The following is a 26,645-nucleotide window of genomic DNA, read 5'->3' as shown; positions in this document are numbered from 1 at the left end:
TGGTGCCTTATGTTTTCAAAAATTTTAATTGCTAACCGGGGTGAGATTGCGGTTAGGGTAATTAGAACCTGTAAAGAAATGGGCATTGATACCGTGGCGGTTTATTCAACTGCTGATAAAGATGCCTTACATGTGCAATTAGCAGATGAATCTGTTTGCATAGGAGGACCTCAATCTAAGGACTCTTACCTAGATATGCAAGCAATTCTATCTGCAGCATACGTAACTAATGCTGAAGCTATTCATCCAGGTTTTGGTTTTCTCTCAGAAAATAGTAAATTTGCCAGGCTCTGTCAAGAAATGAATATCACTTTTATCGGGCCTAGTGCTGAAGTCATTGACAAAATGGGTGACAAACAACACGCCAGACAAACGATGATGGCAGCTAATGTCCCAGTTATTCCTGGCTCTAAGGATTTCATTCACAGTGCTAGTGAAGGTTTAGCTGAAGCCGATCGAGTAGGCTATCCCGTTTTACTGAAAGCCACTTCAGGTGGTGGTGGTAAGGGGATGCGTCAGGTTGATTGCCCCGAAGACTTACAAAAACAATTTGATGAAGCTAGTCGTGAAGCCCAACAAGGCTTTAACGATGCCAGGTTGTACCTAGAAAAGGTGATTCACCCAGCCCATCATATTGAGGTTCAGATTCTGGCTGACCAGAATGGTCATGTTATCCATTTGGGAGAACGTGAATGTTCCTTGCAAAGGAACCATCAAAAAGTGCTTGAAGAAACCCCAAGTCCCTTTATCAGTGATAAAACCCGCCAAGCCATTTGCCAAGCGGCTGTACGTGCCGGAGAAAATGTTCAATATACAGGGGCGGGAACCATTGAATTTTTAGTTGATGACGATGAAAACTTTTATTTTATGGAAATGAATACCAGGATTCAAGTGGAACATCCTATTACTGAATTAGTCACTGGTATTGACATTGTGGCTGAACAAATTCGAGTGGCTTATGGTTACGACTTGTCTTATCAACAAAGTGATGTCCATTTTTCAGGACATGCCATCGAATGTCGGATTAATGCTGAACAACCCGAAAAGAACTTTCTCCCTTCGATGGGCAGATTTGATTTTATCCATTGGCCGCTTGGAGGTTTAGGCTTAAGGGTCGACTCAGCGATCCTATCTGGCAGCGCTTTACCCGCCTTTTACGATAGTATGATTGCTAAGGTTATTGCTTATGGAGATGACCGCCAGTCAGCCTTATTAAGAATGAAGCGGGCTTTAGAAGAATTATGCATTGAGGGTGTCAATACTAACCAACAATTTCTCTATGATTTGTTGGCTGCTCCTGCCTTTCAGCTAGGAAATTATAATAATGAATACCTGGAAAGTCAATTTCTTCCTCAATGGTTGGCCGAAGTTCAAGCGGAGGCTAGTGAAGAAGATAGGCAAGAAAAAGTCTAGGAGGTGAGCCTTGTGCGGCTGTTAAGACGAAGAAAATATTTAAGTGTACCCGAAAAAGAAAGCAAAAATGAAAAGGATCAGACTCATAAACCCCATATTCCTGATGGGATGTGGCAGAAATGTCCTGATTGTAAGCAAACCGTTTTAAGTGCTGATTTGGCTGAGACTAAGATTTGCCCACAATGCTCTTATCATTTCCGGATTTCTCCTAAGCAACGCATTCAATTAATTTGTGATCATGGTCAGCTAGAAGAAGAACTTTTTTACCAAGATGAAATGACTAATCCAATTGATTTCCCTGACTATGAAGCTAAAAAGCGCTCCAATCAAGAACGAACGGGTTATGACGAAGCGGTCACTTGTGGGCTTGCAAAAATTAAAGGTCAACCACTTGCCTTAGGAATTATGAACCCTTTCTTTATGATGGGGTCAATGGGTAGTATAGTTGGGGAAAAAATTACGCGTTTGTTTGAATATGCCAAAGAACATGCTTTACCCGTCTTGCTTTTTACGGCCAGTGGTGGAGCCCGGATGCAGGAGGGAATCATTTCTCTGATGCAAATGACTAAAATATCAATCGCCGTCGAACGGCATAGTCAAGCGGGCTTATTTTACCTCACTGTATTAACCGATCCAACTACGGGCGGTGTTACGGCTAGTTTCGCTATGCAAGGTGATATCATTATTGCTGAACCTGGAGCGACTATAGGGTTTGCGGGCAAACGAGTTATTGAGCAAACTATCCATCAAAAGATTGAAGAAGGCTTTCAAACGGCAGAGCATCAATTGGAACATGGTTTTGTCGACCGAATTGTCCCCCGTCAGCAATTGCGAGATGAGATAGCTGATCTACTCTTACTTAATAGTCGGGAAGGGGATATTCATGACTACTAGTATTAAAAGAAATTTCTTAGCTAAGGAAATTTTAACTGAAGCACGTTCATCCGACCGTCCCACAGCACGGGAAATGTTTACTGCTTTAGCAGATGATCATAAATTTTATGAACTTCATGGTGACCGCAAATATGGCGATGATGGGGCTATATGCGGGGGGATTGGACAAATCAATGGTCAAGCGGTTAGCTTTGTCGGCACCCAAAAGGGACATGATGTTGAGGAAAATATTACGGCTAATTTTGGTTCCCCTCATGCGGAAGGTTATCGTAAGGCCGTGCGTTTGTTTAAACAGGCTGAAAAGTTCAACCGACCCATTATTACTCTTATTAATACTGCAGGAGCATTTTGTGATATTGAAGCCGAAGACCGGGGAATTGGTGAATCAATCGCCAAATCTATTCAAACTTTGGCCAGCCTTAAAGTCCCAAGTATCGCTATCTTAATGGGAGAGGGCGGTTCTGGTGGGGCTCTCGCTTTAGCTTCAACCAATCAGGTTTGGATGTTAGAAGATGCCATGTATTCAATCCTTAGTCCAGAAGGCTTTGCATCCATTCTCTGGCGCGATGCTAGCCGACGAGATGAAGCTTGCGAAGTCATGAAAATGACTGCCTATGATTTATTAGAAAATGAAGTGATCGATAAGATGATTCCTGTCTTTGAAGGGGAAGAACATTTATCTTGGCAGGCCATTATTCAAAACATCCGCCTGGAATTAGAAAAACAATTAAGCGCATGGCAAGCTATTGACAGAGAGGTACTAGTTCAAGAACGTTATGATCGCTTTAGAAAATTTTAAATCTAAATAATTAAGTAAGAAAAAACAGGCGAAAATTCGTCTGTTTTTTACTTTTATAATTTGTTACAATGATGAATGAGCTTTAGGACTGTATATGGTCTATTTTTTAGTCTCGGAAAGAGGTAATCGTATGGGGGAATCCCTATCATTTCCTAAACAAGAACAACGGTATTTACGCCTAGCTGTAGATGCTTATCTCGACGACCGCAATAACGATGCGGTCGATCTCTTTTACCAAGCGCGACAAATTGCTAATACATTGACTAACCTGCAAGAATCAGCTTTAGAAGTTTTTTGTGAAAAAGCCTGCTACCAGGAAGCTATCGATCTTTTTGATGAGATAATTATTAAGCAAGATTGTATCAATGCAACCAATAATTGGATTCAATATTTTGAGGCTCTGGCGGATAGCTATAGTGGGTTAGAAGAGGCTTATAATAATGAAAAGGCTAGTAAAATTCCTTATGAATTTTTAGATCTTTTGACATCCGCTGATTTTTCGCCTCTAGCTGATGACTTACCTATTTCCCCTGAGGAATTCGCTGAGAAAATAATGAGTACTGACTTATTAAATGCTAAAGAACAGACTTTGATCTATCAAAACTTACAGAGCTTACCCTTTGATGAAGCGAAAGAGTTGATTTATATTCTTCTTCAATCCAAACGAATTCATCTTATTTTTCAAACGGACTTAATCCATCTTTTGGTAGAAAACCATGAAAAGGGTTCTTATTATTTAAGGGACTGGCAAGGAGAAAAACGCTTAGTTGATTTTTCTGATTTAAAATTAGCCACAGAAGAGCCAGATTTTAAAGTTGGTGTTGATTATATCGATGATACTTATCAAGATGATCCATTTTTGATGGAAATTATGCACCAAGAGTGGTTACTCTTTTATTGTGCTGTTTACCCTTTTTTTGATACTTTAAACATGGAAGTCAAAGAGGTACTTAAGGGTTTAACAGAAACCATGGGACATCTTAAGGCAGTGAATGATATGAAATATCAAAAAATTCGGACAATCCGAAATTTAATTTATGACGGCATTGGAGGTCAAAATGATCCGCTTAACCATTGATGCATCTGTTGATGTAGAGACAGGGGACGCTGGTATAGGTTGTGTATGGCTCGAAAATGGTGAGCAATACCAATTAAAACATAGCTTGACGGAGAGAATGGATAATCATTTGGCTGAGTTTTACGCCTTACACTATGCCTTAAATGCTCTGCTCAAGAAGGGGAGAGAGACGGAGTGGATTCTTTGTCAAAGTGACAGCCGTATTGTGGTAGATTCGGTGAATAAACAGTATCACAAGCGCGATCCCTACAAGACTTTGCTAAAAGTTTGCTTAAAGCAAATAGATAAATTTGCAAATTTCAATTTAGTCTGGGTGCCTGAAAGCCAAACCAAGGGAGCTGACCATTTGGCCCGACAAGCCATGCGCCAGTCTAGAGACCAAAAACAGCAAATTAAATATCTTGCAGTAAAATGATAATGCTTGACATAAGTGCTAAACTCTTAACAAATCAAAAGGCGGCCAGGAATAGATTTCCCAGTCGCCTTTTGATTTGTTCCTAGTCGCGTAAAATGAGTTTAATAAAGGGTTGAAGGTGAGGAATTAGTGTCGGTTTGCTTATCGTCATTTTCTTTATCATTGCTTTGATTTTCTTCAATTTCTGCTTTTCCAGCTTGGACTTCATCTTCTTTTAAGGAGGCACTAGAGATAGTGTCTTCGTTAGGACTTGCCTTGGCTTCCTCATCTTTGCCACTCTTCTTGACAGTTGGGCTTGACATGCTATCAAGATTTTCGCCGTCCATAGCCGCCACCCGATCTAAGCGTTTTAATTCTCTTACCGTGTAATCGCGGCCAGGGTCATTTTCAACCTTAGTTGCATAGTACTCTTCTAATTCTTCTTCCGTTTCATTTAATAATTTGTTTGGAATATTTGGGTCGCCAAAGCTGCCGCGACGAACAGGTTCATCGATGGTATCAAGGATACCTTGTCCATTATAGGTCCAACCTAATAAACCAATGTATTTTCCTTGACTATCAAACAAGGCCTGGTAGGTAATAAATAATTTATCACCATTGCCGTCGACATACCAGAATGAATAACTTTTTCTTTGTCTGGTTGCTAATTCATAGGCTAGTTTTCTGGAAACACCACGGGCTTGTGGTGGGTGGCAGTCAGTGTACAACTCGCCTAGGTGAGAAGTTGAATAGGTATATGTCTTAGCATCTTCGTTAAAGTACTGGAAACGTAAGTCTGGTCCAACAAAGATCAGTTCTTCCCCAATGGCATTCAAAATAGCGTTAATTTGTTCGAGGGTCAAACTACCATTTTTAAAGTTTACCCGCATTTCATCTTTGATAGGGGATTCAGATAGGCGGTCTTCATAAGTGATATCCGAAGCGTCGGTTAAGATATGCATGGTATTTTGACGCATCTGTTGGCTCGATTGACTAGCTCCTGAAATCGAGTCAAATTCAAACTCTTGCAGATCAAGGATTTGTTGGCGCATTTTATCAATAGCCGGTTTTTGGTCCACCAATTTATCGCTAGTTAAGTCATACTGAAGGTCTTCAATGGCGTTTTTGGAGAAAGTCATGGTCACGCGCATGTCATCACTTTCAGAAGTATACTTACCTGCCTTGTATTTAGCTAAAGGTTCGCGTTGGCCACTAGCAACTTCTAAGGCAAAGTTCACGGCATTTTTAATCCCGTTTGAGGAGAGGGAAGCCCCAGAAACGCCATCAACTTCTGTTGAATTCGCCTCAAGAATCCGTTTAATGACTATTGGCATGGCTCTCCCGCCAATTTCAGCTGTATCATATTGTTGGGTAACTTCAATGTTTTCAATCGTATCTTTTGAAACAGTAACATTAACTTGAATGTGGGCTGAGAATCCCTTGGCTTCACCAGCATAGGTTCCTGGCGTATAGCTAATTTCTTTTTCCTCAATGCCCTGTGCCCGGTTTAGGGCCTTGCCCACTGCTTTTTTAAAGGCCTTAGTTGTTCCTGAAGCCCCGGAAACCCCATCAATATCCACAGAATTATTTTCTAGAGCACGCTCGATAAGAATAGGAAGTGCTTTGCCGCCAACATTAGGCGTTTCTTTTTGAATAATGACATCAATTTTTTCAATAGCCTCTTCATTGACTGTAACATTAACCTTTAGTGGCCCAGCAAAGCCCTGGGCATCACCAGAATAAACTCCTGCTTTATATTTAGCCATAATCGATTCTCCTTTTCTTAAATTATGATTTTAATCATGAAAATCACTACTTATCTATTTTTTCACAATATCTATGAATCCTTGCCCCCTAATTCTTTAGTTTACTTATAATTTATCATAAAGGGATTACTTCTTAGCGATACAAAATATTTCCTTTGTTTTTATGAGAGCTTACTTATAAAATAAAGGCTAGTGAGGGGAGAGTCCGTCAATGAAAATTAAGAATCGAATTACCAATGCTTTTCGTTATTTAATGGTTGAAAAGGGTTTTGATCATATTGTTGTTGAAGATATATTAAAAGAAGCCGGCGTTGCTCGGTCAACTTTTTACCGCCGTTTTCATGATAAGTATGATGTGATGAATTATTATTTTGTCAGAGAATTGGCTGAGAATAGTTCACCCTATGAAAAGAGTTTAGAGTTCTATGCCAGGTCAGTGGCTGAATATTATTATATTGTTGCTAAGGATCCGCTTTATTACCAGGAAGCCTTTAAAACAGTAGGACAAAATTCCTTTTCACATTTCATTTTTGAAAATTTTTATCAGTGGCTAATTAAAATGAAACAAGCAGCCAGTGGCAGTGACTATGTGTCTACTGAAGATCTCTATGCTTTTTCTTTTGCTTCAGCGGGATGTTTGGAGATGATCAGTCGTTGGGTAAAGGAAGATATGCGGATTCCAATGATCGAGATTACTCAATGGGAACTCAGGAATGCGCCTGGGGCGGTTTTAGAAATGTTTCAAGATTCTGACATGGTCAGTCGCCTATACATCACTAAAGAAAAAATTCAAAAGATTTTAAATGATGTTCAGCTAGAAGTCTCTGAACGACCGGACTACCTCAAAAGCAAGTAAATATTTTATGGTGCCCCTAATAAGTTGGGCTTTATATTTGTAGAGAGGTGGCCTTTGTGTAGTGCCCCCCAAAAGTTGGACCAAGAATTCAACTTTTGGGGGGCACTACATTTTAGTCTGGTCTTTTCTTCGCTTGGAAAACAGATAAAATAGGCCTGCTAGATTGGACGGTACAAATCTATAAATACATGCTAAACTAAGCATAAGTAGTGTGACTAATTTTTTATTGTTTAAAGGGTGAGGGCATGCATCAATTCTTAGATTATTTAAACAGTGACCAATCTGATTCCGATTTATTTGTCAAAAATGTCTTGATTTCTCTAGGACTTATATTAATCGGGTTTTTATTTATGAAAGCCTTGGGATGGTTTTTACCCCGCTTATTTAAACGCGATAGTACAGCGCAGGCCTTTATCCGAGTCACCCGTTTAATCTTGATCCTTTTAATTAGTTTTTTTATTTTAAGTATTTGGTTTACCCGAGTGGAATTATTCGGTGTAATGATTATTATCGTGGTTGGTTTTGCGGCCTTAGCGTCTAAAGACATTATCGTTGACTTGGTTGCTTATATTTATATCTATGTTCGCTCGCCCCTGAGAATAGGTAGTGCAATTGATATTAATGGCGTTTCCGGTGAAGTGGTTGATTTTGATTTTTTACAAATTAACTTGGCTGAGATCGGCAAGTTAACTGAAAAACGCTCTTATACCGGACGCTATGTTTCGGTACCTAACCGTTGGATATTTGACCACGCTGTATATAATTACAATCATGACAGCCCCTTTGTCGTGGTTGATGTCATGGTACCAGTTGATTTCAGAGAAAATACTGAAGAAGTGATGAAAATTACCGCTCGGGTAGCTTATGAACAATACAGTAAGTTTATGGATAAATGCGACGATGAATCCTTAGAAATCTTTGAACGAAAAATGGAGAGTTTAGGAGCAGATAAAAAGCCTAAGATTCGGATCGAGGTAGGAAATAGCGCCTATAAGGTTTTTGTTGAATTCTTTACCAGTTATGATGCTATTGGACAAAATAAGATGTTGATGCAGAACGCTCTTTACCAAACCTTTATGAATAAAGGCATTGAGGTGCCAATTATTCCAGTGGTTAAGGTTGAAAATTAGATTTAGACTAGTTTTTTCTTATGCCATTCTTAGTTTGCTTTAGTAGGAAAGTGCTTTCATGGTACACTAGCAATAAGAAGATTTTCCTATTAAAAAAGAAAGGGTTATGTAATTATGAGTAATAAGTTTAAAGCAGTGGTGGAGGGCTTCCATGGTCCAATTCAAGTAGAAGTAGGCATTGATCCAAAGCTAGGAAAAATCGATTCCCTTGATGTGGATTATAGTGACCAGGCCCTGGTTGGTGGTCTAGGAATTGAACAAATGAAGAAAAATATCTTAGCCAAGGGGTCTAGTAGTGTGGATGCTATCACTGGAGCCAGTTTTTCAACCCGGGCCTTGCGGTCAGCTGTCGAAAAAGCGGTTGCACTCGCTCAAGGAAAAATATCAACAACTGATGCCTTGAACCCTAGTATTTTTGCTAAGGTTGAGGATGGAATAGATGCGACTTCTTCGGCTAGCAAACAGACTAAATCCGGTCCTAAAAATACTTCTCCGGTAGAAGCGGCAACAGCCTATCGTGATGACCTTGAGCCGGTTGGGACCTATGACGTTATTGTGGTTGGGGCTGGAGGAGCGGGCCTAGCGGCGGCTGTCGAAGCCAGTCAAGCGGGGCTCAAAGTTTTAATTTGTGAAAAGGCGGGTATTGCTGGTGGAACCACCAATTATTCAGGCGGAGTCCTTCAAGCAGCAGGGACTGACCAGCAAAAAGAATTTACCGACTTCGCAGATGACACTCCCGAAAAGCATTACCGCTTGTGGCTTAAGGCGGGAGAAGAGACTGTTGATCCAGAACTGGTTAAAGATCTAGCCCAAGGCGCTCCAGAAAATATAAAATGGTTAGAAGACTTAGGTATTCATTGGACTTCGGTATATGGACATAGTCATATTCCTTATGTTGAAGAAGATCTCCATGCTGATCGTATCCATGTCTATGAAGGGGGAGGTGCCGGAGGCCAGGGGGTGGTCTTAACTCAACATCTCCTCCAAGCGGCCTTAGTAGCGGGAGCTGAGATTAAGTATAATACCACGGCAGTTTCCTTAGTTCATCAAGGGAAAAAGGTGGTAGGACTGCTTGCTAAATCGGCAGGAGAAAGACAGTTTTACCTTGCTAATCAGGGAGTTGTCTTAGCAACGGCTTCCATTGACCATAATCCAGCCTTAGCCCGTGATTTAAGCCCTCAACACTACCATGATTTAAAATATAATACCTGCCTTTCAACAGCAACCAATACGGGGGATGGAATTCTCTTAGGCCAGTCTGTAGGGGCGGCTATTGGTGGATTTGGAGGATGTATTGACTTTTGCGGGAAAACTGGTAACGCAACGGATAATCGAGTGGCTACTTTGCCAATGATTATAGTTAATGGACAAGGCAATCGTTTTGTTTGTGAAGATGCGACTTATGCTTATCACTATCGGGCAATTTTTCAAGAAGAGAAAAAATTATTCAAGCCAACTTATATGATTTTTGACCGTGGAACATTAGGCGCTCCAGGAAGTCCTTGGACTGAAGAAAATATCCAGGCAGATATTGAAGCAGGTCTTGTGATTAGTGCAGACAGCTTGGAAGAATTAGCCCAAAAACTTGATATTCCCTATGATAACTTACACGCTACCGTTGAAGAGTGGAACCGTTATGCTCAGGAAGGCTTGGATCCCTTATATGAAAGAAAAACTGGCATCCAGCCTCTTGATCAAGCGCCTTACTATGCTTATCAAAATTCAGCAAGTAATCTGGGCTCGCTTGGGGGGCTAAGAATTAATACTGATGGCCAAGTACTCGATATTTTCGGTCAAGTGATTCCTGGCTTATATGCAGCGGGGCTTAATGCCGGTGAATGGATTGGTCCTTATTATCCTGGCTCTGGTACGGCAATTTCAGGGATTATTCACCAGGGGCGTAAAGCAGCACAGTCTATGGTTAAGGCTTAATTAAGTCAACTAATACATTTTACGGGCAGAAGTGATGGTTACTTTCTGATAGCCATTAAGACTAAGGAAAGGAACGATTACTTCTGCCCTTTATTTCTAGAATGAGAAGGGATTGGTTAAGAAAATAGCGAGCAAGAATTCATCAACAAGAATTCATCAAGTAAATGAAAGAAAGCAAGCGAAAATAAGAAAGGATTTAGCAATGCAAAATCAGAAAATTAAAAATATGGTCCATATTGGGCTTGCTTATTTAGGAGTAATTATCGGTGCCGGTTTTGCTTCTGGAAAGGAAATGTTACAGTATTTTGTTTCTTTTGGTAAGTGGGGAATTGTTGGTCTCTGCCTTTCAGCGCTTCTATTTATTGTGGGTGGCGTAGTTCTCCTTCAATTTGGTTCCTACTACAAGGCTCAAGAACACAGTGAAGTCTTTAACCATATTTCTTCTCCCTTTGTTTCTAAAGTGATTGACTTTATTATTAATTTTAATCTTTTTTGTACCGGATTTGTGATGATTGCTGGGGCAGGGACTAATCTCAACCAACAGTTTGATTGGCCAATTTGGATCGGAGCTCTAGTCTTATCTATTTTAGTGATCGCAACAGCTTATTTGGACGTCGATAAGGTAACCACTTTGATTGGTGCCATAACTCCCTTTGTGATTATTTTTCTAATCGCTCTGCTCATTTATACACTGGTCCAACAACCGCTTGGCTTTGACGAAGCGATGACTATCTCTGCAGCCCAAGAAACAACCTTACCCAATTGGTTTATTTCTACTATTAATTATTCCTGTTTAGCTCTTATGCTAGCCATGTCGATGGCTATGGTCATCGGAGGTGAGCAATATAGTCCTAAACAAGCTGGGGTTGGTGGATTCTTTGGGGGAGCCTTGGTGACTTTATTACTCTTTGCCTCCTTTTTTTCTATCAGTTTAAATATTAATAGCGTTGCAAGCAGTTCTATGCCTTTACTGGAGCTATATAACAAGGTTCATCCGATTTTGGGAATGATTATGGCCTTGATCATTTTCGGTATGATTTATAACACAGCGATTGGGACCTACTATGCGCTTGCTAAAAGGGTGGTCCGTACTAAACCGCAATATTTTTCAAAAGCAATGATTATCTTAGTAGTGGTTGGCTTCGCTCTTTCATTTATCGGCTTTGAAACTCTGGTGGCTTATCTCTTCCCCTTAATTGGTTATTTAGGTATTTTTGTGATGGCGTTATTAATTATTCAATGGCTATTACGTTACCGTAAAATTCATCGAGAAAACAAAATTAGAGACCGATTGATAAAACATGAAATTGATCGTATTGATGAGGAATACGACTTTGATACTCGCGATAAGAAACATATGGAGCGCTTATATGATGAATCTAATGTTGAAAATAAACAGTTGAAAGCAGAAGTTCAAGAGCTAGGTAAAACCATCTATGAAGAAGAAAATAACACGGAGGAATAAGCCCTTAACCATTATTAAGCGAGTATAATATTTTAATGTTTTCACTTAAACTTTCAATCTTCTATCAAACTTTCATTTTTCACAAGGGGTTTTATCCTAATATTTCGAAAAGATTAAGTATAATTGGGTTGAATTTGTTGCTATTTAGGTCATTAAGGAAATGAGGCTAGGACATGAATGGAACCATGATACAGTATTTTGAATGGGAACTCCCTGATGACGGTAAACACTGGCAGCGTCTAGCTAATGATGCTAGTCATTTAGCCCAGCAAGGATTTACCCATGTGTGGATGCCGCCAGCTTGTAAGGCTACCGGGACAAATGATGTGGGCTACGGCATCTATGACTTATGTGACCTGGGTGAGTTTGATCAAAAGGGCAGTACTCGGACTAAATATGGTAGTAAAACTGATTATTTAACAGCTATTCAAGCTTTGAAAGACCAACAGATTAGTCCATTAGCTGATGTGGTTTTAAACCATAAGGCTGGGGCTGACCAGACGGAAGTTTTTCAAGCTTATGAAGTTGATCCAAACAATCGCCAAAGAAAAATTAGTCAGGCTCACGACATTGAAGGCTGGACCAAGTTCACTTTCCCAGGACGTAAAGGAAAATATAGTGACTTTACCTGGAATTGGTCACATTTTTCTGGGGTGGATTATGACCAGGCTAAGGATCAAAAGGGCATATTTATGATTAAGGGCCTTAACAAAGGTTGGTCGGATAATGAAGATGTCGATGATGAGAATGGTAATTATGACTATTTAATGTATGCAGATATTGATTATGATAATCCTGAAGTGAGAGCAGAAGTTCTAGACTGGGCCTTATGGTTTATCAAGGAAACCGGGGTTAGCGGCTTTCGTTTGGATGCCTTAAAGCATATTGATGATGATTTTATTGACAGTCTATGCGACAAAATACTTAATGAATTTCCTAATTTCTACTTTATTGGCGAGTATTGGAAGGGTGATTATCAAAGTTTAGAAAATTATTTAAAGGAAACGGAACTCAATATCGATCTCTTCGATGTTAAGCTCCATCAGAACTTTTATGCTGTCTCTACGTCTTGGGATCAATTTGATATGTCGACTATCTTGAATGATACTTTATTAGAAAACAATCCAACCTTGGCCATTTCCTTTGTCGATAATCACGATTCCCAACCTGGACAGTCTCTTGAATCATGGGTGGAAGATTGGTTCAAGCCGATCGCTTATGCGCTCATTCTCCTCCACGAAAATGGCTTACCCTGTGTTTTCTATGGCGACTATTATGGTATCCAAGGAGACCAGCCTATCCCAAATAAGCGAGCCATGTTAGATACCTTGTTAGACTTACGTCGGGATAAAGCCTATGGCAAACAAAATAACTATTTTGACCATCCCAATTGTGTTGGCTTTACCAGGCAGGGAGACCAAGACCATCCTAGTGGTTTGGCTGTATTGATGTCTAACGGGGAGGCCGGCTATAAGGAGATGGATGTAGGGGAAGAACATGCCCAGGAGCAGTGGGGACTCGTCTTTTCATCAAAGGATATGGACCAGTCTGTAGTTACTATTTCTGAAAAGGGCCTGGCTTGTTTTACCTGTCCAGCCGGAGGAGTGGCTGTTTGGAGCAGATATGAAGAAGACGAAGATAGCCAATGATCATCAAAATGAAGGAGTTTTCACTATGAATATTGACCAATTAGACCAAGAAGTAAAGTCCTGGTTCCCTGAAATTAAAGACCTCATTCAAGAAAATACCAGCTACAAAACCAAAGAAAAGCGTGATTTTCGTGACTTAGCCACTGAAATCGATATCGCTGTTCAAGAATTAATTGAAGACCATATTAAGCAATTACCTGGCCATCAGACCATTATCGGAGAAGAAACTTATGGGCAAACAGAGGTAGATCCAAAGGCTAGTCATCTATGGATTATTGACCCGATTGATGGCACGGCAAACTTTGTAAAGCAAAAAGAAAATTACGCCACGATGGTCACTTATTTTTCACATGGACAGGCTAAATTAGCTTATATTTATGATGTTTTTCGAGATGAATTATACTCTGCCAGCTTAGGGGGTGGAGTGTATTGTAATGGCAAGCGCTTAGAGCCTGTGGTTGACCTTAGTCTAAGAGAATCTCTTATTGGTATTTCTCCCCAACATAATATTAAACGCGACTATTTCTATTATATTGCTGAAAATGCCTTCGATATCCGCAATTATGGCTGCTCTTCACTAGATGGAATTAGCGTGATTAAGGGCCAATATGGTGCCTTTGTCAACCCTGGTGGGGGACCCTGGGATTATGCGCCTTTCATTTTGATGGCTCAGGAGATGGGGCTTCATTTTTCAAATTTTTCTAATCAAATGCCTGATTACACTAGGCCCTCTAATTTTATCATCGCTAGTCCAGCTTGTTTTAATGAGCTTGAGCCCCACATTCAGTCTTATACAGATACGGGCAATTATAGTATTTAAAATTATCCCTAACAGAATTCGCTCCAATAATTAAATAAAATATACTTTAAATAAAGATTCAATAGATACAATATCATCAGAGTGTACGTCCCTGGCAAATTATCAATTGAAAGTTATTGGCAAATTGCTATAGTTAAGTTAAATACATTAACAAGCAAAGGAGAATGTCCAAATGTCAGGGATAACATTAATGTTTTCTGGAATTGTTCTGATTTCCAATGGGTTAAACTACCTTGATAAGGTTGAAGATAATTCCAACGCACTAATTAATATTTTTACTGGGCTCTTGTATATCTTTCTAAATGTCATGATTTGTGTTCATGGAATTTTTGCTGAAAAAGACTCAACCTATTATTATACAGCGATTTCAGGTCTCTTATTTGGTTACACCTACTTATCTTACGGTGTCAACCGGATAAAGCAATGGGATAACAAAAATTTGGGTTACTTCTCCATATTTGTTACCTTTAACTCGATTTTCTTTGCTGTCTGGATTCTAATGGGGAATGGCGGTAATTATTGGGATGTCTTTAACTGGATTATGTGGGGTTATTTATGGGCAACCAATTACTTTAGTCATAATTTAGGCCGTAAATACGGCGATTGGTTATATTATTTGACTATTTTTGCCGGGGTAGTGACTTGCTGGATTCCAGCCTTGCTCATTCTCACCGGAAACTGGCCAAGTACTTTATAGTTTTAGAATAAAAAAGCATGGCCTGACTTTAAAAGAAAAAATTAATGGCATATAAAAAGACTGTGATTAGCAATCTTATTCACCTAGTCAATCTTACTAAGTGAAGAGAAAGCGGTAATGACAGTCTTTTTTAGTCTTTATGCTTTGTTACGAGGACGTTTTTCGCCCCAGTATTGGTAATAGTCTACCTTAAGGGCCCCATTGTAGAGCTTACGTTTTTTAGTGGCTTTTTGGCCATAGTAACTTTCGAAATTTTCATCACTGGTTAAAATATACTTACTCCAAGTTTTGAGTGGTCGGTAAATTTCTCCCATCTTTTTATAAAGCTTATGAATATAATCTTCATCATTAAGACGTTCACCGTAGGGGGGGTTGGAGATAATGATGCCATAGCTTTTTTGGGTAGTAAAATCAGCTAATTGCATTTGTTTAAAGTGGATCTGGTGGCTAACACCCGCTGCTTCAGCATTTTTCTGAGCGATCTCGATCATGCGGTGGTCAATATCGCAAGCGAGAATATCTAATTGAATGTCATGGTTAATATCAGCCCGCGCTTGGTCTCTGACTTGGTCAAAGACTTCTTTAGGAAAAATATCCCAATTTTCACACACAAAAGAGCGATTAAGACCTGGCGCAATATTCATCCCTTTCATAGCCGCTTCAATGGCGATGGTTCCAGAGCCAGTGGTCGGATCATAAAGGGGGCGGTCCGGAAACCATGTGGTTAAATCAACCAAGGCTGCAGCTAAAGTTTCCTTTAGAGGGGCGCCACCTTTTTCTTGACGGTAACCTCGTTTAAAGAGACTAGTTCCTGAACTATCCAAGGTCAGCAGGGCCTTATCCTTATGAATACTGATCTCAATGGGGTAGCGAGCACCGGTCTCTGGTAAATGACCACGACGATGGTAGACCTCACTCAAGCGGTCAACGATTGCCTTTTTAACCATACTCTGACATGTCGGCACATGGTGGAGTTTAGATTTTACTGATTTCCCTGAAACGGGGAATTCAGCGTCGAGGGGGAGGATGTCCTCCCAGGCAATGGCTTTGGTCTGTTCATAAAGTTGGTCAAAAGTGGTCGCTTTAAATTCTCCCATAACAATTTTTATCCGGTCAGCAGTTCTTAACCAAATATTGGTCTTTGCAACATCACTAAGATCACCTTGAAAGCGAATTCTGCCATTTTCATTTTGTCTTTGGTAGCCCAAATCTTTTAATTCTTTGGATACTAAGGCCTCAATCCCGCTAGCGCAGGTGGCAATTAAGGAATATTGTTTCATAATGGTCTCCTTTATTAGTTAGTCTGTTACATCTTAACATGAAAATCGCTATGATAAAAAGGCTGGAACATTGTCCCAGCCTCTTATGTTGCCTGATGTAAATTTCTATAAGCCATGTTCTGTTCACAAGTAGGTCAGGAAGCTACTTGATCGGTAATCATCTATCTGCATTACTGCCCCGACGAATTCGTTCATTTCCGATTCGTCAAGTGCCCCTACCAATGTTTGGGTTGCTCGCTCGAGGGGTTTACCGCGTTCCACTTGAATGGTTTCCCATTCAACTTCGTCACTGTGGCACTTTTCAGGATGACTCAAGCCTAGACTAAGTCCTTAGCTTTTTTGTCCGCCGTCTGAGCCTTAGCTTATGGTTTTGCTAAGCACGATCACTACAAGCCTCTCAGCTTGTGCGAGCATGGACTTTCCTCAGATACCTCTTGGTACCCGCGATTACCCGAAATTTACAATGTTCAACTCTAGAATTCTACCGTAAATACGATTAAATTGCTAGTGTTTTCTGTTGACTTTTATTCGCTACGGTAAATACGTGTTTCTTCAACAGGATCTTCCTGATAGTTCTCATTTTGTTTGCGAATGCTTTGTCCGTAGACCGTTTTTTCCAGTTTAGAAAGGCGCTTGAGTATATCGTAGTTAGTCGTTGCCGCTTGACTAGAACTCCTACTAGTGGTGTTCGTCTGTTTGCTTTCACTTTCGATATTTTGTTTTAAGCGATTATTTTCTTGGCGTAAAAAGGCTAGTTCCTTTTCATAGGATTCATAGTCACGAATAATTAAATCTAAAAACGCGTCAACTTCTTCGGTATTAAAGCCACGCAAGGCAGGTTTAAATTCTTTTTGTAGTATATCTTTGGTTGTTAAGTTACGAGCAGACATTCCAGACACCTCAAATTAGTAATAATTGTAATAAAACCATTATAGCATAAAAGAACTTTTATTAAGACTGGGTCTCTTGGGTTTAAGAAAATTATTAAGAAATTTTTTTGATTGACCAATTACTGCTATAATGGACTTAATTACAAAAAATCGCTTCCTTATCGATAAAACTTTTTATAGGGGGCAAGGGATAGTTAAAAAAGGAGATTGACATGGCAAATACACGTTTTTATTCCTTAGCAAAGTACCTTCAAGAACAACTAGAAAAAGAGCCCAACGCTTTTCCTTGGCGCCTAATTGAAGATGGCCAGCGAGGCGAACTATTATTACAATTTTTTATTGCTAACCCAGCTGGTGAATACCGTACTGCTCCAGTGACTTTTGAGGATCATTTTGGTCAATACTATAATGATCTCGATTATTATGCCCTGAGCTTTTCATTTTCCAAACATGCTAGGAAGAATGATAGTCAAAGTAACCACATTATCATTCCCGCTAATCAAGCGCCTAATGCTTTTGAAAAGTCATATATTGACGCTTGCTTACAACTTATTCACCAACTTGTTAACGAAACTGCCCACCAATTACGGGGCTTAGAAGCTAATGTACGCCAGCAAATGACAATTCATTGGTCCACTAAAGCCTTAGCAACCATTATTGATAACTTGAAGGTAGCCAATCGTTACGATGCTTCCTTACTTTGTTTCTAGATGGAGAATGAGATTATGGACTGGTTAGAAATCATTATACATTGTCAAAATATTCCCTCTGACTTAGTATCGGATTGTTTAATGGCGCTCGGTTCTAATGGGGTTGCTATCCAAGATATCGAAGATTATTTAAAGCTTCCCTCAGCCTTTGGTGTCTTTAAAACCGATGATGTCCTAGAAAAATATGGGGACTCACCCATTGTAAAAGGCTATTTTTCAGCCGAAATGGACCAATCTGCCTTAAAAGAAGCGGTTGCTGAAAAATTACAGGTACTTGATCCTGCTTGGTCCTCACAAGGACTAAGCATTAACCGCTTGGAAGACCAATCTTGGGCGTCGAACTGGCAAGACTATTATCAACCGATTCAAGTCAATCATTGGTTATCAATTATTCCGGTCTGGGAAAAAGGCAGCCATCAATCGGATACTCATGCGATTTATCTAGATCCTGGTATGGCATTTGGAACTGGGGACCATCCAACTACCCAGTTAGCCATACATTTAATGGGACTCGTCCTCAAAAAGGGCGATCGCGTGATTGACGTAGGGACAGGTTCTGGTATTTTAGCGATTACGGCAAAGCGTTTAGGCGCTCAAAGCGTTGCAGCCTATGATTATGATGAGAGTATTATCGAAACTGCTAAGGCTAATATCAACCTCAATGCTGGCATGGATCAGGTGACTGTTCAGTCTAACGATAAGCTCAACGGTATCCATGACCAGGTAGATGTGATCACTGCCAATATTTTAGCGGATATCCTTTTGCCGCTCATCCCCCAAGCCTATGACAACTTAAAAGATAATGGATCCTTTATCTTATCCGGCATCTACTATACTGAAGTTGACAAGCTAAAGGAAGCATTAATCACCAATGATTTTTATTTACCTTGGCTTATGCGAGCTGGGGATTGGTTTGGGATTTTAGCCAAGAAGGGGAGAGAGCATAAGGATAAAAATAGTCTTTAAGTAATTGCCTGCACTCATTCAGGCGGGTTATAATAGATTTAATTTACTTAGATATGTGTCTAAAAAGATCTTGTAGAATGGAGGGCTTCTTATGTCAGAAATAAAAAATAAAAGTAAAGAAGAAGTCATCGCTTCCTGTGAACAATATATGCCTGAAGATAAAGTGGCAATGATAAAAAAAGCCTGCGCTTTTGCGGAGAGGGCGCATGAAGGACAAAAACGTAAATCGGGGGAACCGTTTTTTATCCATCCCACCCAAGTGGCCAGTATTCTGGCTGACTTACAAATGGACCCGGATACTGTAGCCACTGGTTTCTTGCATGATGTTGTTGAAGATACCGGCATCACTTTGGACGATATTGAGTACTTTTTCTCAAAAACTATTGCCACCTTAGTGGATGGTGTGACGAAGTTAGGAAAGGTGAAGTATCGTTCCAAAGAGGAACAGCTAGCTGAAAACCACCAAAAGCTCCTCTTAGCCATGGCTAATGATTTACGAGTGATTGTGGTCAAACTGGCTGACCGTTTACATAACATGCGCACCTTAAAATGGCACCGCCCTGAAAAGCAAGTCAGCTTTTCCGAAGAAACCCTTGATATCTATGCGCCCTTAGCCGACCGCCTAGGGATGAGTCAAATCAAATGGGAATTAGAGGACACCTGTTTGCGCTATATTAATCCAGAGGCTTATTACCAGATCGTTCATCTGATGAACTCAAAAAGAGAAGAACGTGAAGCTTATATTGATGCGACGATTGACGTTTTAAATAAGTATGTTAAACCTATTATTGATGGCGAATACGATATCTATGGACGTCCTAAGCATATCTATTCCATCTATAAAAAGATGCACCAGCAAAAGAAAACCTTTGACGAAATTTATGACCTCCTAGCCATCCGTGTCCTGGTTCCCAGCGTGAAGGATTGCTATGCGGTCTTAGGCATTGTCCATACCAGCTGGAAGCCACTACCAGGACGCTTCAAAGACTACATCGCTATGCCTAAGGCCAATGGCTACCAATCTCTCCATACCACGGTCCTAGGTGAACATGGTCAGCCGGTAGAAATTCAGATTAGGACTTTTGATATGCATGAAGTCGCTGAGTATGGTGTGGCAGCGCACTGGGCCTACAAAAAGGGTGTTACCGACAAGGTAGAAACAGATGATTTAGATAAACAATTAGAATGGTTCCATCAAATTGAAGACTTACAAGATGATTCGGATGATGCCACTCAGTTTGTGGAAAGCGTTAAGGAAGATATCTTTAAAGACAAGGTCTATGTTTTTACCCCTAAAGGCGATGTTAGCGAATTGCCTTCCGGTGCCAGCCCGCTGGATTTTGCTTATCAAATTCACACTGAAGTCGGGCATAGTACAGTAGGAGCTAAGGTCAACGGAAAGATTGTTCCTTTGAACTATGGCCTACATACCGGTGATATTGTTGAAATCTTAACCTCTAAGAATTCTGCTGGTCCTAGTCGGGACTGGGTGAATTTCGTGGTGACCAATCGGGCTAAAAATAAGATAAAACGACATTTTAAATTATTAGACCGTGATGAAAATATTGAGCGTGGCCGCGAAGCTGTGATTAAAACCGTTAAAGAGATGGACTTTTCCTTTAATGAATTATTCAACAAAGATATGCAGGCTAAATGTTTGGAACGCTTTAATTTTTCAAGTATCGACGACTTATTTGCAGCAGTGGGCTTTGGTGAACTATCCGCTTCCGCTGTCGCCAATAAGATCACTGAAAATGAACGGAAACGCCGTGATAAAGAAGAACATCAGTCGAAACTGGAAGATTTCCTCCAAGAAGAGGAGGAGCGTAAAAATAACGGTCAGTCCAACCGAGGTGGCAAGTCCGAGCGGATGGCCGTTCGCCACAATGATGGTATTGTGGTAGAAGGTGAAGATAATGTTCTCTTCCGCCTAGCTCATTGCTGTAACCCCATACCAGGTGATGACATTATTGGTTTTATCACTATGGGACGGGGGGTAACCATTCACCGCCAAGACTGTCAAAATATCCAAAATATGAATGAGGTCCAGGCTCAACGATTGATTGAAGTCTATTGGGAAGACGCGGCTACCCATAATAATTCCTATGCGGTAGAAATTATGATTGATGGTTTTGATCGTAACGGTTTTCTTAATGATATCTTGCAGGTTATCACGCCTTTGGTAACCAATATTTCTAACGTCAATGGAAATGTTGATCATAAGACCAATAATTTGAAGGTACGCATTAGAATAGTTATTCAAAGTTTAGATCAGTTAGAGAAGATTATTGATCGTATTAAAAATGTTCCCGATGTTTATGATGTTGAACGGGTTTAGTGAATGTCTTTAAAATGTCAGCGATCGATGAGAGAATAGATGAATGATTAAAATTTATTAAATAGAAAGGGAGATTTTTTGCGAATTGTTATCCAACGCGCTAAAGAAGCGAGTGTAAGTATTGACGGCGAAACAGTCGGACACATTGACCATGGTTTCGTCCTCCTCGTGGGGGTCCATGATAGTGACTCTGAAAAGACCGTTAAATACATGGCTAAAAAGATTGCCAAAATGCGAATTTTTGCTGACGAAAACGATAAATTGAACTTGGATATTAAGCAAGTTGGCGGTAAGATCCTATCCATTTCTCAATTTACCCTCTATGCGAGAACCAAGAAGGGCAACCGGCCAAGCTTTGTTGATGCGGCAAAAGCAGACCATGGTGATGCCATTTATCAAGAACTGAATGAAGAACTTCGCAATAGCTATGGTTTAGAAGTTGAAACTGGCCAGTTTGGTGCAGATATGCAGGTTCGATTAACTAACGACGGTCCAATAACGATTATCTTAGATTCAGATGAATAGCTTGTACGATTTTATTCGGTAAAATGAAAACTCACTCAAGATTTTTAAATCCTGAGTGAGTTTTTTTCTGCCATTATTTACTTTATTCTTGGTAATTAATAATTAAGGCATTGAGTATGCTTTGGGCAACTTTTTGATAATATTCATCTTGGCTAAAGGCCTTGACATCATTTGGATTACTCATGTAGCCCAATTCAATCAGTATTGCAGGGGGTCTTGAATCACGAATGACTTGGAAATTACCGAAACGAGTGCCATTACTTGCCAGGGGCATTTTTTCCATCAATTGAGCTTGGACATTTTCGCTTAAAGGAATAGAAGCGTCATCGTAGTAGTAAACGGTGGTTCCCGATACTGTAGTTTCTTCAGCAGCGTCATAGTGAAGACTAATGAAGGCATCCGCTTGGGCTTGATTATAGATGTCTGCACGCGGCGCTAGGTCAACGAAAGTATCATCTTCCCGAGTCATCAGGACATTGACCCCATAATCTTCAAGCAGTCCCTTCACCACTTGGGCGGTTTTTAGGGTGACATTTTTTTCCTGTTTATCACCGCGGATGGCTCCTGGATCACTTCCCCCGTGACCAGGGTCTAAGACAATGGTTTTTCCTTTAATGGTTGAGGTATTGGCTAGGGATTTTGCCTTATCTTCCATGGCGGTTGAATCTGATTCCGCTAACCAGTTAGCCAGGTAACCTTCCGTACCGTCTTGGGCTTTGACATGGTAATAGGCACCATCCTGGCCAAGATAGGCAAATTTTTCATGGATTTGACCCTTATAGATAATTTCTGAATCATTACTTGCCTGGCTGCGGATATGGACACCGGCAGCGGTAGCGGTCACTGAGGCGTCATAATTAGCTAGGAAGGCGTCTGTGGCTGCTTTTTCTTCCTTAGTCTGTTGGCGTCCTGGGGCTTGGCTAATGACTCCCGGAGTGATTTCAATTTGATTTTGGGGGATCCAGCCAATGTCGTCCTTGTATTGGATATTGATCATATCACCTGACTGGTAGAGGATATTATATTTTTCATTATCATTGGCTTGGCCAATCACTTGAGAATTGGTGGAATCATCTTGATAAACGTTAACCTGGTCGGATAAAACTGTGGCAATAAATCCTGTTCCTGCCTTCGCTTCTTCTTCATTATTAGCTAAGCTATCATTAGCTAACCAATTGGGAATCCAGCCGCTTTGACCATTGTCAAGAATGATATGCTTCCAATCGTGCTTTTCCTCAAGCACCTGGTATTGACTTCCTTGGTCAATTTGTTGGGAGATATCATAAGTGATTCCAGGACCATTTCTCATATTAATAACACCAGTGGTCACTTCTTTGGTCGACTTAACTTTAACGTGATAAATCAGGGCAAAAGCAATAATGAATAAGGTCAGAATAATAATAGAGAAAACTAAATAGGTATTTTTTTTCTTATCTTTTGTTTGTGAAGGAGAATTTTTGGCCAAGAGTTGAACCTCCTTAGAACTTTCTTTTTTAGTCTAGCCAGTTTAAGAAAGACAGACTATCTGGGGGTGGGGTAAATACTGGAAAGTATACATATGACTCATTATAATAAAAATCTCAAATAAAAACAGCGGAAACTTATTAAATCAGTTGACATTTTTAAGACAATTAGGTAATCTTACTAAGGAATACCTATGACGGGGAAGCAAGTAATGCATTTGATAAGTGTGGTTTAGAGAGAGTGATATTTGCTGGGAGTCACTTCGTACACTTTTAGACAACCCCTGAGGTGGATAGTGCAAAGCTATTCCGTTATCGCGCGTTAGTCGACAAGGGTAGTAAGACTACTAAACTAAGGTGGTACCACGATTGTCATCGTCCTTATTTCTGAATAGAAATAGGGGCGTTTTTTATTACCACTAAATATTAAAAGGAGGCAGGATATGATTCAAAAACCTAAAGGGACTGTGGATATTTTACCGGGTCAAGTTGAAATTTGGCAAGCAATTGAAAAAACAGCCCGAGATATTATGGCTAAATATCGCTTTAATGAAATTCGCACGCCCATGTTTGAATCTTATGATCTTTTTGCTCGTGGTGTAGGAGAAACAACTGACGTCGTCACCAAGGAAATGTATGATTTCTATGATAAAGGTGACCGTCATATTGCTTTGAAACCTGAAGGGACAGCACCCATTGTGCGGGCCTTTATTGAAAATAAACTGTATGGCCCTGAATACATTAAGCCTTATAAGGTCTATTACATTAGTCCCATGTTTCGTTATGAGCGTCCCCAAGGTGGCCGGCAACGTCAATTTCATCAGCTAGGGGTTGAGGTTTTTGATGGGAAAACCGCCCTTAGTGATGTGGAAACCATTGCTCTAGCTTGGGAAATTCTTGAAACTCTTGGAGTTAAAGACTTGAAATTAGTGATTAATTCCTTAGGCGATAATGAAGCCCGTTTAAACTACCGTGAAGCCTTAATTAATTACTTAAAACCTTTTGAAGAGGAATTGAGTGAAGATTCTAAGACTCGTCTTTATCAAAATCCTTTGCGCGTGCTTGATAGTAAGGACCCCAAGGATAAGGAAATTGTTAAAGATGCGCCCAACATTCTTGATTATTTATCAGAAGCTTCTAAAGAGCGTTTTGAACAAGTCCAAAGCTTATTAACAGCCCTTAATATTCCTTATCAAATTGACTCTAATATGGTTCGCGGTCTCGACTATTACCAAGATACCATTTTTGAAATTATGACTAATAGTGAAGTCTTTGGTGCGGAAACTACCATTTGTGGTGGGGGTTCATATTCCGGACTAGTGAAAGAACTTTCCGAAGGTCGGGAAGATGTGCCGGGATTCGGTTTTGCGATTGGGATGGAACGCTTGATTTTATTACTGGAAGCACAAAAATCAGATTTAGCAGTTGAAAATCCTCTCGATATCTATATGGTCACCATTGGGCAAAGCGTTGTGAGGGAAGCTTTACAAATTGTTCAAGCCTTAAGACGTCAAGGCTTAAATGTTGAATTTGACCTCAACCAACGTAAGCCTAAGAAACAATTCCGTGATGCAGACCGCCATGGTGCCGCCTATACCTTAACCTTGGGCGAAAGCGAACTAGCAGAAAAAAATATTAATGTGAAGAATATGACTTCTGGTCAAGAGCATCATTTCGCTATTGATGATGTGATTGAGCACTTTGACCAGGTAAAAGAAGCAATGAAAGAAGGAAATGATTAATGAAAAGAACAAATTATTGTGGCCTCGTTTCTAATGAAATGATCGGCCAAGAAGTGACCTTAAAAGGATGGGTACAACGTCGTCGTGACTTAGGTGGAGTTATCTTTGTTGATATGCGTGACCGCGAAGGCTTTGTCCAAGTAGTATTTAATGAAGCTAACCTAGGTGACCATTTTAACCGGGCAGAAAAACTACGTTCTGAATACGTTATTGAAGTTCAAGGTCAAGTTGTCGCTCGGGCAGAAGGGGAAATTAACCCAAAAATAAAAAATGGGGATATTGAAGTGATGGCCAGTGATTTGACCATTCTCAATCGTGCTAAAACACCACCATTCCCAGTGGAAGATACTATCGATGTTAATGAAGATAAACGGATGCAATACCGCTATATCGACTTACGCCGTCAAAGAATGCAAGATAATATCCGTTTACGGTCTCAAGTGACCCACGCCATTCGTTCATTCTTAGACCAAGATGGCTTTTTAGATATTGAAACACCTTACTTATCAAAATCAACTCCAGAAGGGGCGCGTGACTATTTAGTTCCTTCCCGGGTTCATCCAGGTGAATTCTATGCCTTACCTCAATCCCCACAATTGTTAAAACAACTTTTAATGGCAAGTGGCTTTGACCGCTATTATCAAATTGTGCGTTGTTTTAGAGATGAGGACCTCCGTGGGGACCGCCAACCTGAATTTACCCAGGTCGACTTAGAAACCAGCTTCCTGAGCCAAGAAGAAATTCGGGATATCGTCGAAAACATGTTAAAAGCAGTCATGAAACAAGTTAAAGGCCTTGACATGACAGAAGATTTCCCAGTGATTTCTTATGATGAAGCCATGAGCCGCTATGGTTCTGATAAACCTGATACTCGCTTTGGCTTAGAATTGGTTGATTTATCAGATATCGTTGATCAATATGATTTTAAGGTCTTCAATATGGCCATTGAAAATGGGGGAATTGTTAAGGGAATTAACATTAAAGGAGCTGCTGATCAATACTCAAGAAAAGATCTTGATGGCTTGACTCCTTACACTAAGCCATTTGGGTCAAAAGGGATCGCTTGGATTAAAGTAACTGAAGATGGGCTAACTGGACCAATTGGTAAATTCTTTAAAGAAAACCCACAACCCTTAATGGAACGGATGAACGCTGAAGCGGGAGACATTTTAGTCTTCTCTGCAGACCAAGCTTCGGTAGTTAATGCCTCATTAGGGGAAGTCCGCTTAAAATTTGGTCGTGAATTAGACTTGATGGATAAGAATCAATTTAATTTCCTCTGGGTTGTTGACTGGCCTTTATTAGAATACAATGCTGATGAAAAACGTTATACTGCCATGCACCACCCCTTCACTATGCCAAACGAAGAAGACCTTGACCGTTTAGAAAGCGAACCTGAATCTGTCTATTCCCAAGCCTATGATATTGTCTTGAATGGTTATGAAATTGGTGGGGGTTCGATCCGTATTCACCAAAAAGAAGTTCAATTAGCTATGCTAAAAGCTTTAGGATTCTCAGAGGAAAAAGCTAACCAACAATTTGGTTTCTTATTAGATGCTTTGGATTATGGTTTCCCTCCTCATGGTGGTTTAGCGATTGGCTTAGACCGCTTAGTGATGCTCATAGCCGGAGAAGACAATATCCGTGAAGTGATGGCCTTTCCTAAGAACGGACGCGCAGTCGATGTGCTCACCGATGCTCCAAGTCCTGTTTCTGACAAGCAATTGGATGAACTTAATTTAGAAGTGACTAAAATTGACCTTGACTAATCCCTGATTGCAAGAAAATTCCTGATTAAGTAAGAAATAAATGTAACTTTTAGTCAGAGAGAAAAGGTG

At 40.2% G+C, this 26,645-nt stretch carries 22 protein-coding genes and 1 other RNA gene; 18 read left to right on the top strand and 5 right to left on the bottom strand.

The genetic code is table 11. The features are described 5' to 3' along the window. Window positions 1-9: 9 nt before the first annotated feature. The 5 genes from accC to AWM73_RS04820 all read left to right on the top strand — a co-directional run bounded on the left by accC (window position 10) and on the right by AWM73_RS04820 (window position 4,599). On the top strand, window positions 10-1,413 hold the full coding sequence (accC, locus tag AWM73_RS04840; RefSeq protein WP_060778327.1) for an acetyl-CoA carboxylase biotin carboxylase subunit: 1,404 nt from the start codon (window positions 10-12) through the stop codon (window positions 1,411-1,413). A gap of 12 nt (window positions 1,414-1,425) precedes the next feature. Next, a complete protein-coding gene (gene accD, locus AWM73_RS04835; RefSeq protein WP_060778326.1) occupies window positions 1,426-2,307 on the top strand; it encodes an acetyl-CoA carboxylase, carboxyltransferase subunit beta in 882 nt (293 codons plus the stop codon). Continuing rightward, window positions 2,297-3,106, top strand: a complete 810-nt coding sequence (gene accA, locus AWM73_RS04830) for an acetyl-CoA carboxylase carboxyltransferase subunit alpha (protein WP_060778325.1) — start codon at window positions 2,297-2,299, stop codon at window positions 3,104-3,106. Before accD ends, accA begins: the two co-directional genes overlap by 11 nt. A 130-nt stretch (window positions 3,107-3,236) precedes the next feature. Next, the gene (locus tag AWM73_RS04825) at window positions 3,237-4,184 is read left to right on the top strand and encodes a hypothetical protein (RefSeq protein ID WP_060778324.1); all 948 of its coding nucleotides are present in this window, start codon (window positions 3,237-3,239) and stop codon (window positions 4,182-4,184) included. Continuing rightward, the gene (locus AWM73_RS04820) at window positions 4,165-4,599 is read left to right on the top strand and encodes a ribonuclease HI family protein (protein ID WP_060778323.1); all 435 of its coding nucleotides are present in this window, start codon (window positions 4,165-4,167) and stop codon (window positions 4,597-4,599) included. Before AWM73_RS04825 ends, AWM73_RS04820 begins: the two co-directional genes overlap by 20 nt. A 101-nt stretch (window positions 4,600-4,700) precedes the next feature. Here the strand turns inward: AWM73_RS04820 and AWM73_RS04815 are convergent, their stop codons facing one another. Beyond that, window positions 4,701-6,344 (bottom strand): FMN-binding protein, encoded by a 1,644-nt coding sequence (locus tag AWM73_RS04815; protein WP_060778322.1) that lies wholly within the window; start codon window positions 6,342-6,344, stop codon window positions 4,701-4,703. Window positions 6,345-6,555: 211 nt separating this feature from the next. On the opposite strand from AWM73_RS04815, the gene AWM73_RS04810 reads away from it, so the two are divergent. The 7 genes from AWM73_RS04810 to AWM73_RS04780 all read left to right on the top strand — a co-directional run bounded on the left by AWM73_RS04810 (window position 6,556) and on the right by AWM73_RS04780 (window position 14,893). Beyond that, complete coding sequence (locus tag AWM73_RS04810; protein ID WP_060778321.1) at window positions 6,556-7,200, top strand: TetR/AcrR family transcriptional regulator C-terminal domain-containing protein; 645 nt, start codon at window positions 6,556-6,558, stop codon at window positions 7,198-7,200. A 245-nt stretch (window positions 7,201-7,445) separates the two neighbouring features. Continuing rightward, window positions 7,446-8,330 (top strand): mechanosensitive ion channel family protein, encoded by an 885-nt coding sequence (locus AWM73_RS04805; protein WP_060778320.1) that lies wholly within the window; start codon window positions 7,446-7,448, stop codon window positions 8,328-8,330. 114 nt (window positions 8,331-8,444) lie between these two features. Further along, entirely contained in the window at window positions 8,445-10,262 is a 1,818-nt protein-coding gene (locus AWM73_RS04800) for an FAD-dependent oxidoreductase (RefSeq protein ID WP_060778319.1), read from the top strand. Between the two features lie 202 nt (window positions 10,263-10,464). After that, entirely contained in the window at window positions 10,465-11,727 is a 1,263-nt protein-coding gene (locus AWM73_RS04795) for a YkvI family membrane protein (protein WP_060778318.1), read from the top strand. A 173-nt stretch (window positions 11,728-11,900) separates the two neighbouring features. Then, window positions 11,901-13,376: an alpha-amylase gene (locus AWM73_RS04790; protein ID WP_060778317.1), complete on the top strand. Its 1,476-nt coding sequence runs from the start codon at window positions 11,901-11,903 to the stop codon at window positions 13,374-13,376. 25 nt (window positions 13,377-13,401) lie between these two features. Then, window positions 13,402-14,196 (top strand): inositol monophosphatase family protein, encoded by a 795-nt coding sequence (locus AWM73_RS04785; protein ID WP_060778316.1) that lies wholly within the window; start codon window positions 13,402-13,404, stop codon window positions 14,194-14,196. Window positions 14,197-14,368: 172 nt separating this feature from the next. Continuing rightward, window positions 14,369-14,893 carry an AmiS/UreI family transporter gene (locus AWM73_RS04780; protein ID WP_060778315.1) on the top strand — a complete coding sequence of 175 codons (525 nt, stop codon included), beginning with the start codon at window positions 14,369-14,371 and terminating at the stop codon, window positions 14,891-14,893. Between the two features lie 137 nt (window positions 14,894-15,030). On the opposite strand, the gene AWM73_RS04775 is transcribed toward AWM73_RS04780, so the two are convergent. The 3 genes from AWM73_RS04775 to gpsB all read right to left on the bottom strand — a co-directional run bounded on the left by AWM73_RS04775 (window position 15,031) and on the right by gpsB (window position 17,063). Further along, the gene (locus tag AWM73_RS04775; protein ID WP_060778314.1) at window positions 15,031-16,173 is read right to left on the bottom strand and encodes a THUMP domain-containing class I SAM-dependent RNA methyltransferase; all 1,143 of its coding nucleotides are present in this window, start codon (window positions 16,171-16,173) and stop codon (window positions 15,031-15,033) included. 103 nt (window positions 16,174-16,276) lie between these two features. Continuing rightward, an RNA gene (rnpB, locus tag AWM73_RS04770) (RNase P RNA component class B) lies at window positions 16,277-16,632 on the bottom strand. 65 nt (window positions 16,633-16,697) lie between these two features. Continuing rightward, window positions 16,698-17,063 carry a cell division regulator GpsB gene (gene gpsB / locus AWM73_RS04765; protein ID WP_060778313.1) on the bottom strand — a complete coding sequence of 122 codons (366 nt, stop codon included), beginning with the start codon at window positions 17,061-17,063 and terminating at the stop codon, window positions 16,698-16,700. A gap of 212 nt (window positions 17,064-17,275) precedes the next feature. Here gpsB and AWM73_RS04760 point away from each other — a divergent pair, with 212 nt between their 5' ends. The 4 genes from AWM73_RS04760 to dtd all read left to right on the top strand — a co-directional run bounded on the left by AWM73_RS04760 (window position 17,276) and on the right by dtd (window position 21,602). Further along, window positions 17,276-17,773 (top strand): hypothetical protein, encoded by a 498-nt coding sequence (locus AWM73_RS04760; RefSeq protein ID WP_060778312.1) that lies wholly within the window; start codon window positions 17,276-17,278, stop codon window positions 17,771-17,773. 15 nt (window positions 17,774-17,788) lie between these two features. Beyond that, on the top strand, window positions 17,789-18,739 hold the full coding sequence (gene prmA, locus AWM73_RS04755) for a 50S ribosomal protein L11 methyltransferase (protein ID WP_060778311.1): 951 nt from the start codon (window positions 17,789-17,791) through the stop codon (window positions 18,737-18,739). Window positions 18,740-18,830: 91 nt separating this feature from the next. Next, window positions 18,831-21,077 carry a RelA/SpoT family protein gene (locus AWM73_RS04750; protein ID WP_060778310.1) on the top strand — a complete coding sequence of 749 codons (2,247 nt, stop codon included), beginning with the start codon at window positions 18,831-18,833 and terminating at the stop codon, window positions 21,075-21,077. Window positions 21,078-21,155: 78 nt separating this feature from the next. Beyond that, window positions 21,156-21,602, top strand: coding sequence for a D-aminoacyl-tRNA deacylase (dtd, locus tag AWM73_RS04745; protein ID WP_060778309.1), 447 nt, complete (start codon window positions 21,156-21,158; stop codon window positions 21,600-21,602). 82 nt (window positions 21,603-21,684) lie between these two features. Here dtd and AWM73_RS04740 read toward each other — a convergent pair whose 3' ends face one another. Next, window positions 21,685-23,067, bottom strand: coding sequence for an N-acetylmuramoyl-L-alanine amidase (locus tag AWM73_RS04740; protein WP_230080669.1), 1,383 nt, complete (start codon window positions 23,065-23,067; stop codon window positions 21,685-21,687). A gap of 441 nt (window positions 23,068-23,508) precedes the next feature. Between AWM73_RS04740 and hisS the strand changes: the two genes are divergently transcribed. Both hisS and aspS read left to right on the top strand, forming a co-directional pair. Next, complete coding sequence (gene hisS, locus AWM73_RS04735; protein ID WP_060778308.1) at window positions 23,509-24,807, top strand: histidine--tRNA ligase; 1,299 nt, start codon at window positions 23,509-23,511, stop codon at window positions 24,805-24,807. After that, on the top strand, window positions 24,807-26,576 hold the full coding sequence (gene aspS, locus AWM73_RS04730; RefSeq protein ID WP_060778307.1) for an aspartate--tRNA ligase: 1,770 nt from the start codon (window positions 24,807-24,809) through the stop codon (window positions 26,574-26,576). Before hisS ends, aspS begins: the two co-directional genes overlap by 1 nt. The last annotated feature ends 69 nt before the right edge of the window (window positions 26,577-26,645 follow it).

The sequence above is a fragment of the Aerococcus urinae genome (genome assembly GCF_001543175.1).
Lineage (GTDB): Bacteria > Bacillota > Bacilli > Lactobacillales > Aerococcaceae > Aerococcus > Aerococcus urinae.
This window is presented reverse-complemented; position numbering and strand designations above follow the sequence as displayed.

What these genes read in the sequence shown, in the direction of transcription:
- accC (WP_060778327.1), top strand. Translation starts at nt 10, where the DNA reads ATGTTTTCAAAAATTTTAATTGCTAACCGGGGTGAGATTGCGGTTAGG.
- accA (WP_060778325.1), top strand. Translation starts at nt 2,297, where the DNA reads ATGACTACTAGTATTAAAAGAAATTTCTTAGCTAAGGAAATTTTAACT.
- AWM73_RS04825 (WP_060778324.1), top strand. Translation starts at nt 3,237, where the DNA reads ATGGGGGAATCCCTATCATTTCCTAAACAAGAACAACGGTATTTACGC.
- AWM73_RS04820 (WP_060778323.1), top strand. Translation starts at nt 4,165, where the DNA reads ATGATCCGCTTAACCATTGATGCATCTGTTGATGTAGAGACAGGGGAC.
- AWM73_RS04815 (WP_060778322.1), bottom strand. Translation starts at nt 6,344, where the DNA reads ATGGCTAAATATAAAGCAGGAGTTTATTCTGGTGATGCCCAGGGCTTT.
- AWM73_RS04810 (WP_060778321.1), top strand. Translation starts at nt 6,556, where the DNA reads ATGAAAATTAAGAATCGAATTACCAATGCTTTTCGTTATTTAATGGTT.
- AWM73_RS04805 (WP_060778320.1), top strand. Translation starts at nt 7,446, where the DNA reads ATGCATCAATTCTTAGATTATTTAAACAGTGACCAATCTGATTCCGAT.
- AWM73_RS04800 (WP_060778319.1), top strand. Translation starts at nt 8,445, where the DNA reads ATGAGTAATAAGTTTAAAGCAGTGGTGGAGGGCTTCCATGGTCCAATT.
- AWM73_RS04795 (WP_060778318.1), top strand. Translation starts at nt 10,465, where the DNA reads ATGCAAAATCAGAAAATTAAAAATATGGTCCATATTGGGCTTGCTTAT.
- AWM73_RS04790 (WP_060778317.1), top strand. Translation starts at nt 11,901, where the DNA reads ATGAATGGAACCATGATACAGTATTTTGAATGGGAACTCCCTGATGAC.
- AWM73_RS04785 (WP_060778316.1), top strand. Translation starts at nt 13,402, where the DNA reads ATGAATATTGACCAATTAGACCAAGAAGTAAAGTCCTGGTTCCCTGAA.
- AWM73_RS04780 (WP_060778315.1), top strand. Translation starts at nt 14,369, where the DNA reads ATGTCAGGGATAACATTAATGTTTTCTGGAATTGTTCTGATTTCCAAT.
- AWM73_RS04775 (WP_060778314.1), bottom strand. Translation starts at nt 16,173, where the DNA reads ATGAAACAATATTCCTTAATTGCCACCTGCGCTAGCGGGATTGAGGCC.
- gpsB (WP_060778313.1), bottom strand. Translation starts at nt 17,063, where the DNA reads ATGTCTGCTCGTAACTTAACAACCAAAGATATACTACAAAAAGAATTT.
- AWM73_RS04760 (WP_060778312.1), top strand. Translation starts at nt 17,276, where the DNA reads ATGGCAAATACACGTTTTTATTCCTTAGCAAAGTACCTTCAAGAACAA.
- prmA (WP_060778311.1), top strand. Translation starts at nt 17,789, where the DNA reads ATGGACTGGTTAGAAATCATTATACATTGTCAAAATATTCCCTCTGAC.
- AWM73_RS04750 (WP_060778310.1), top strand. Translation starts at nt 18,831, where the DNA reads ATGTCAGAAATAAAAAATAAAAGTAAAGAAGAAGTCATCGCTTCCTGT.
- hisS (WP_060778308.1), top strand. Translation starts at nt 23,509, where the DNA reads ATGATTCAAAAACCTAAAGGGACTGTGGATATTTTACCGGGTCAAGTT.
- aspS (WP_060778307.1), top strand. Translation starts at nt 24,807, where the DNA reads ATGAAAAGAACAAATTATTGTGGCCTCGTTTCTAATGAAATGATCGGC.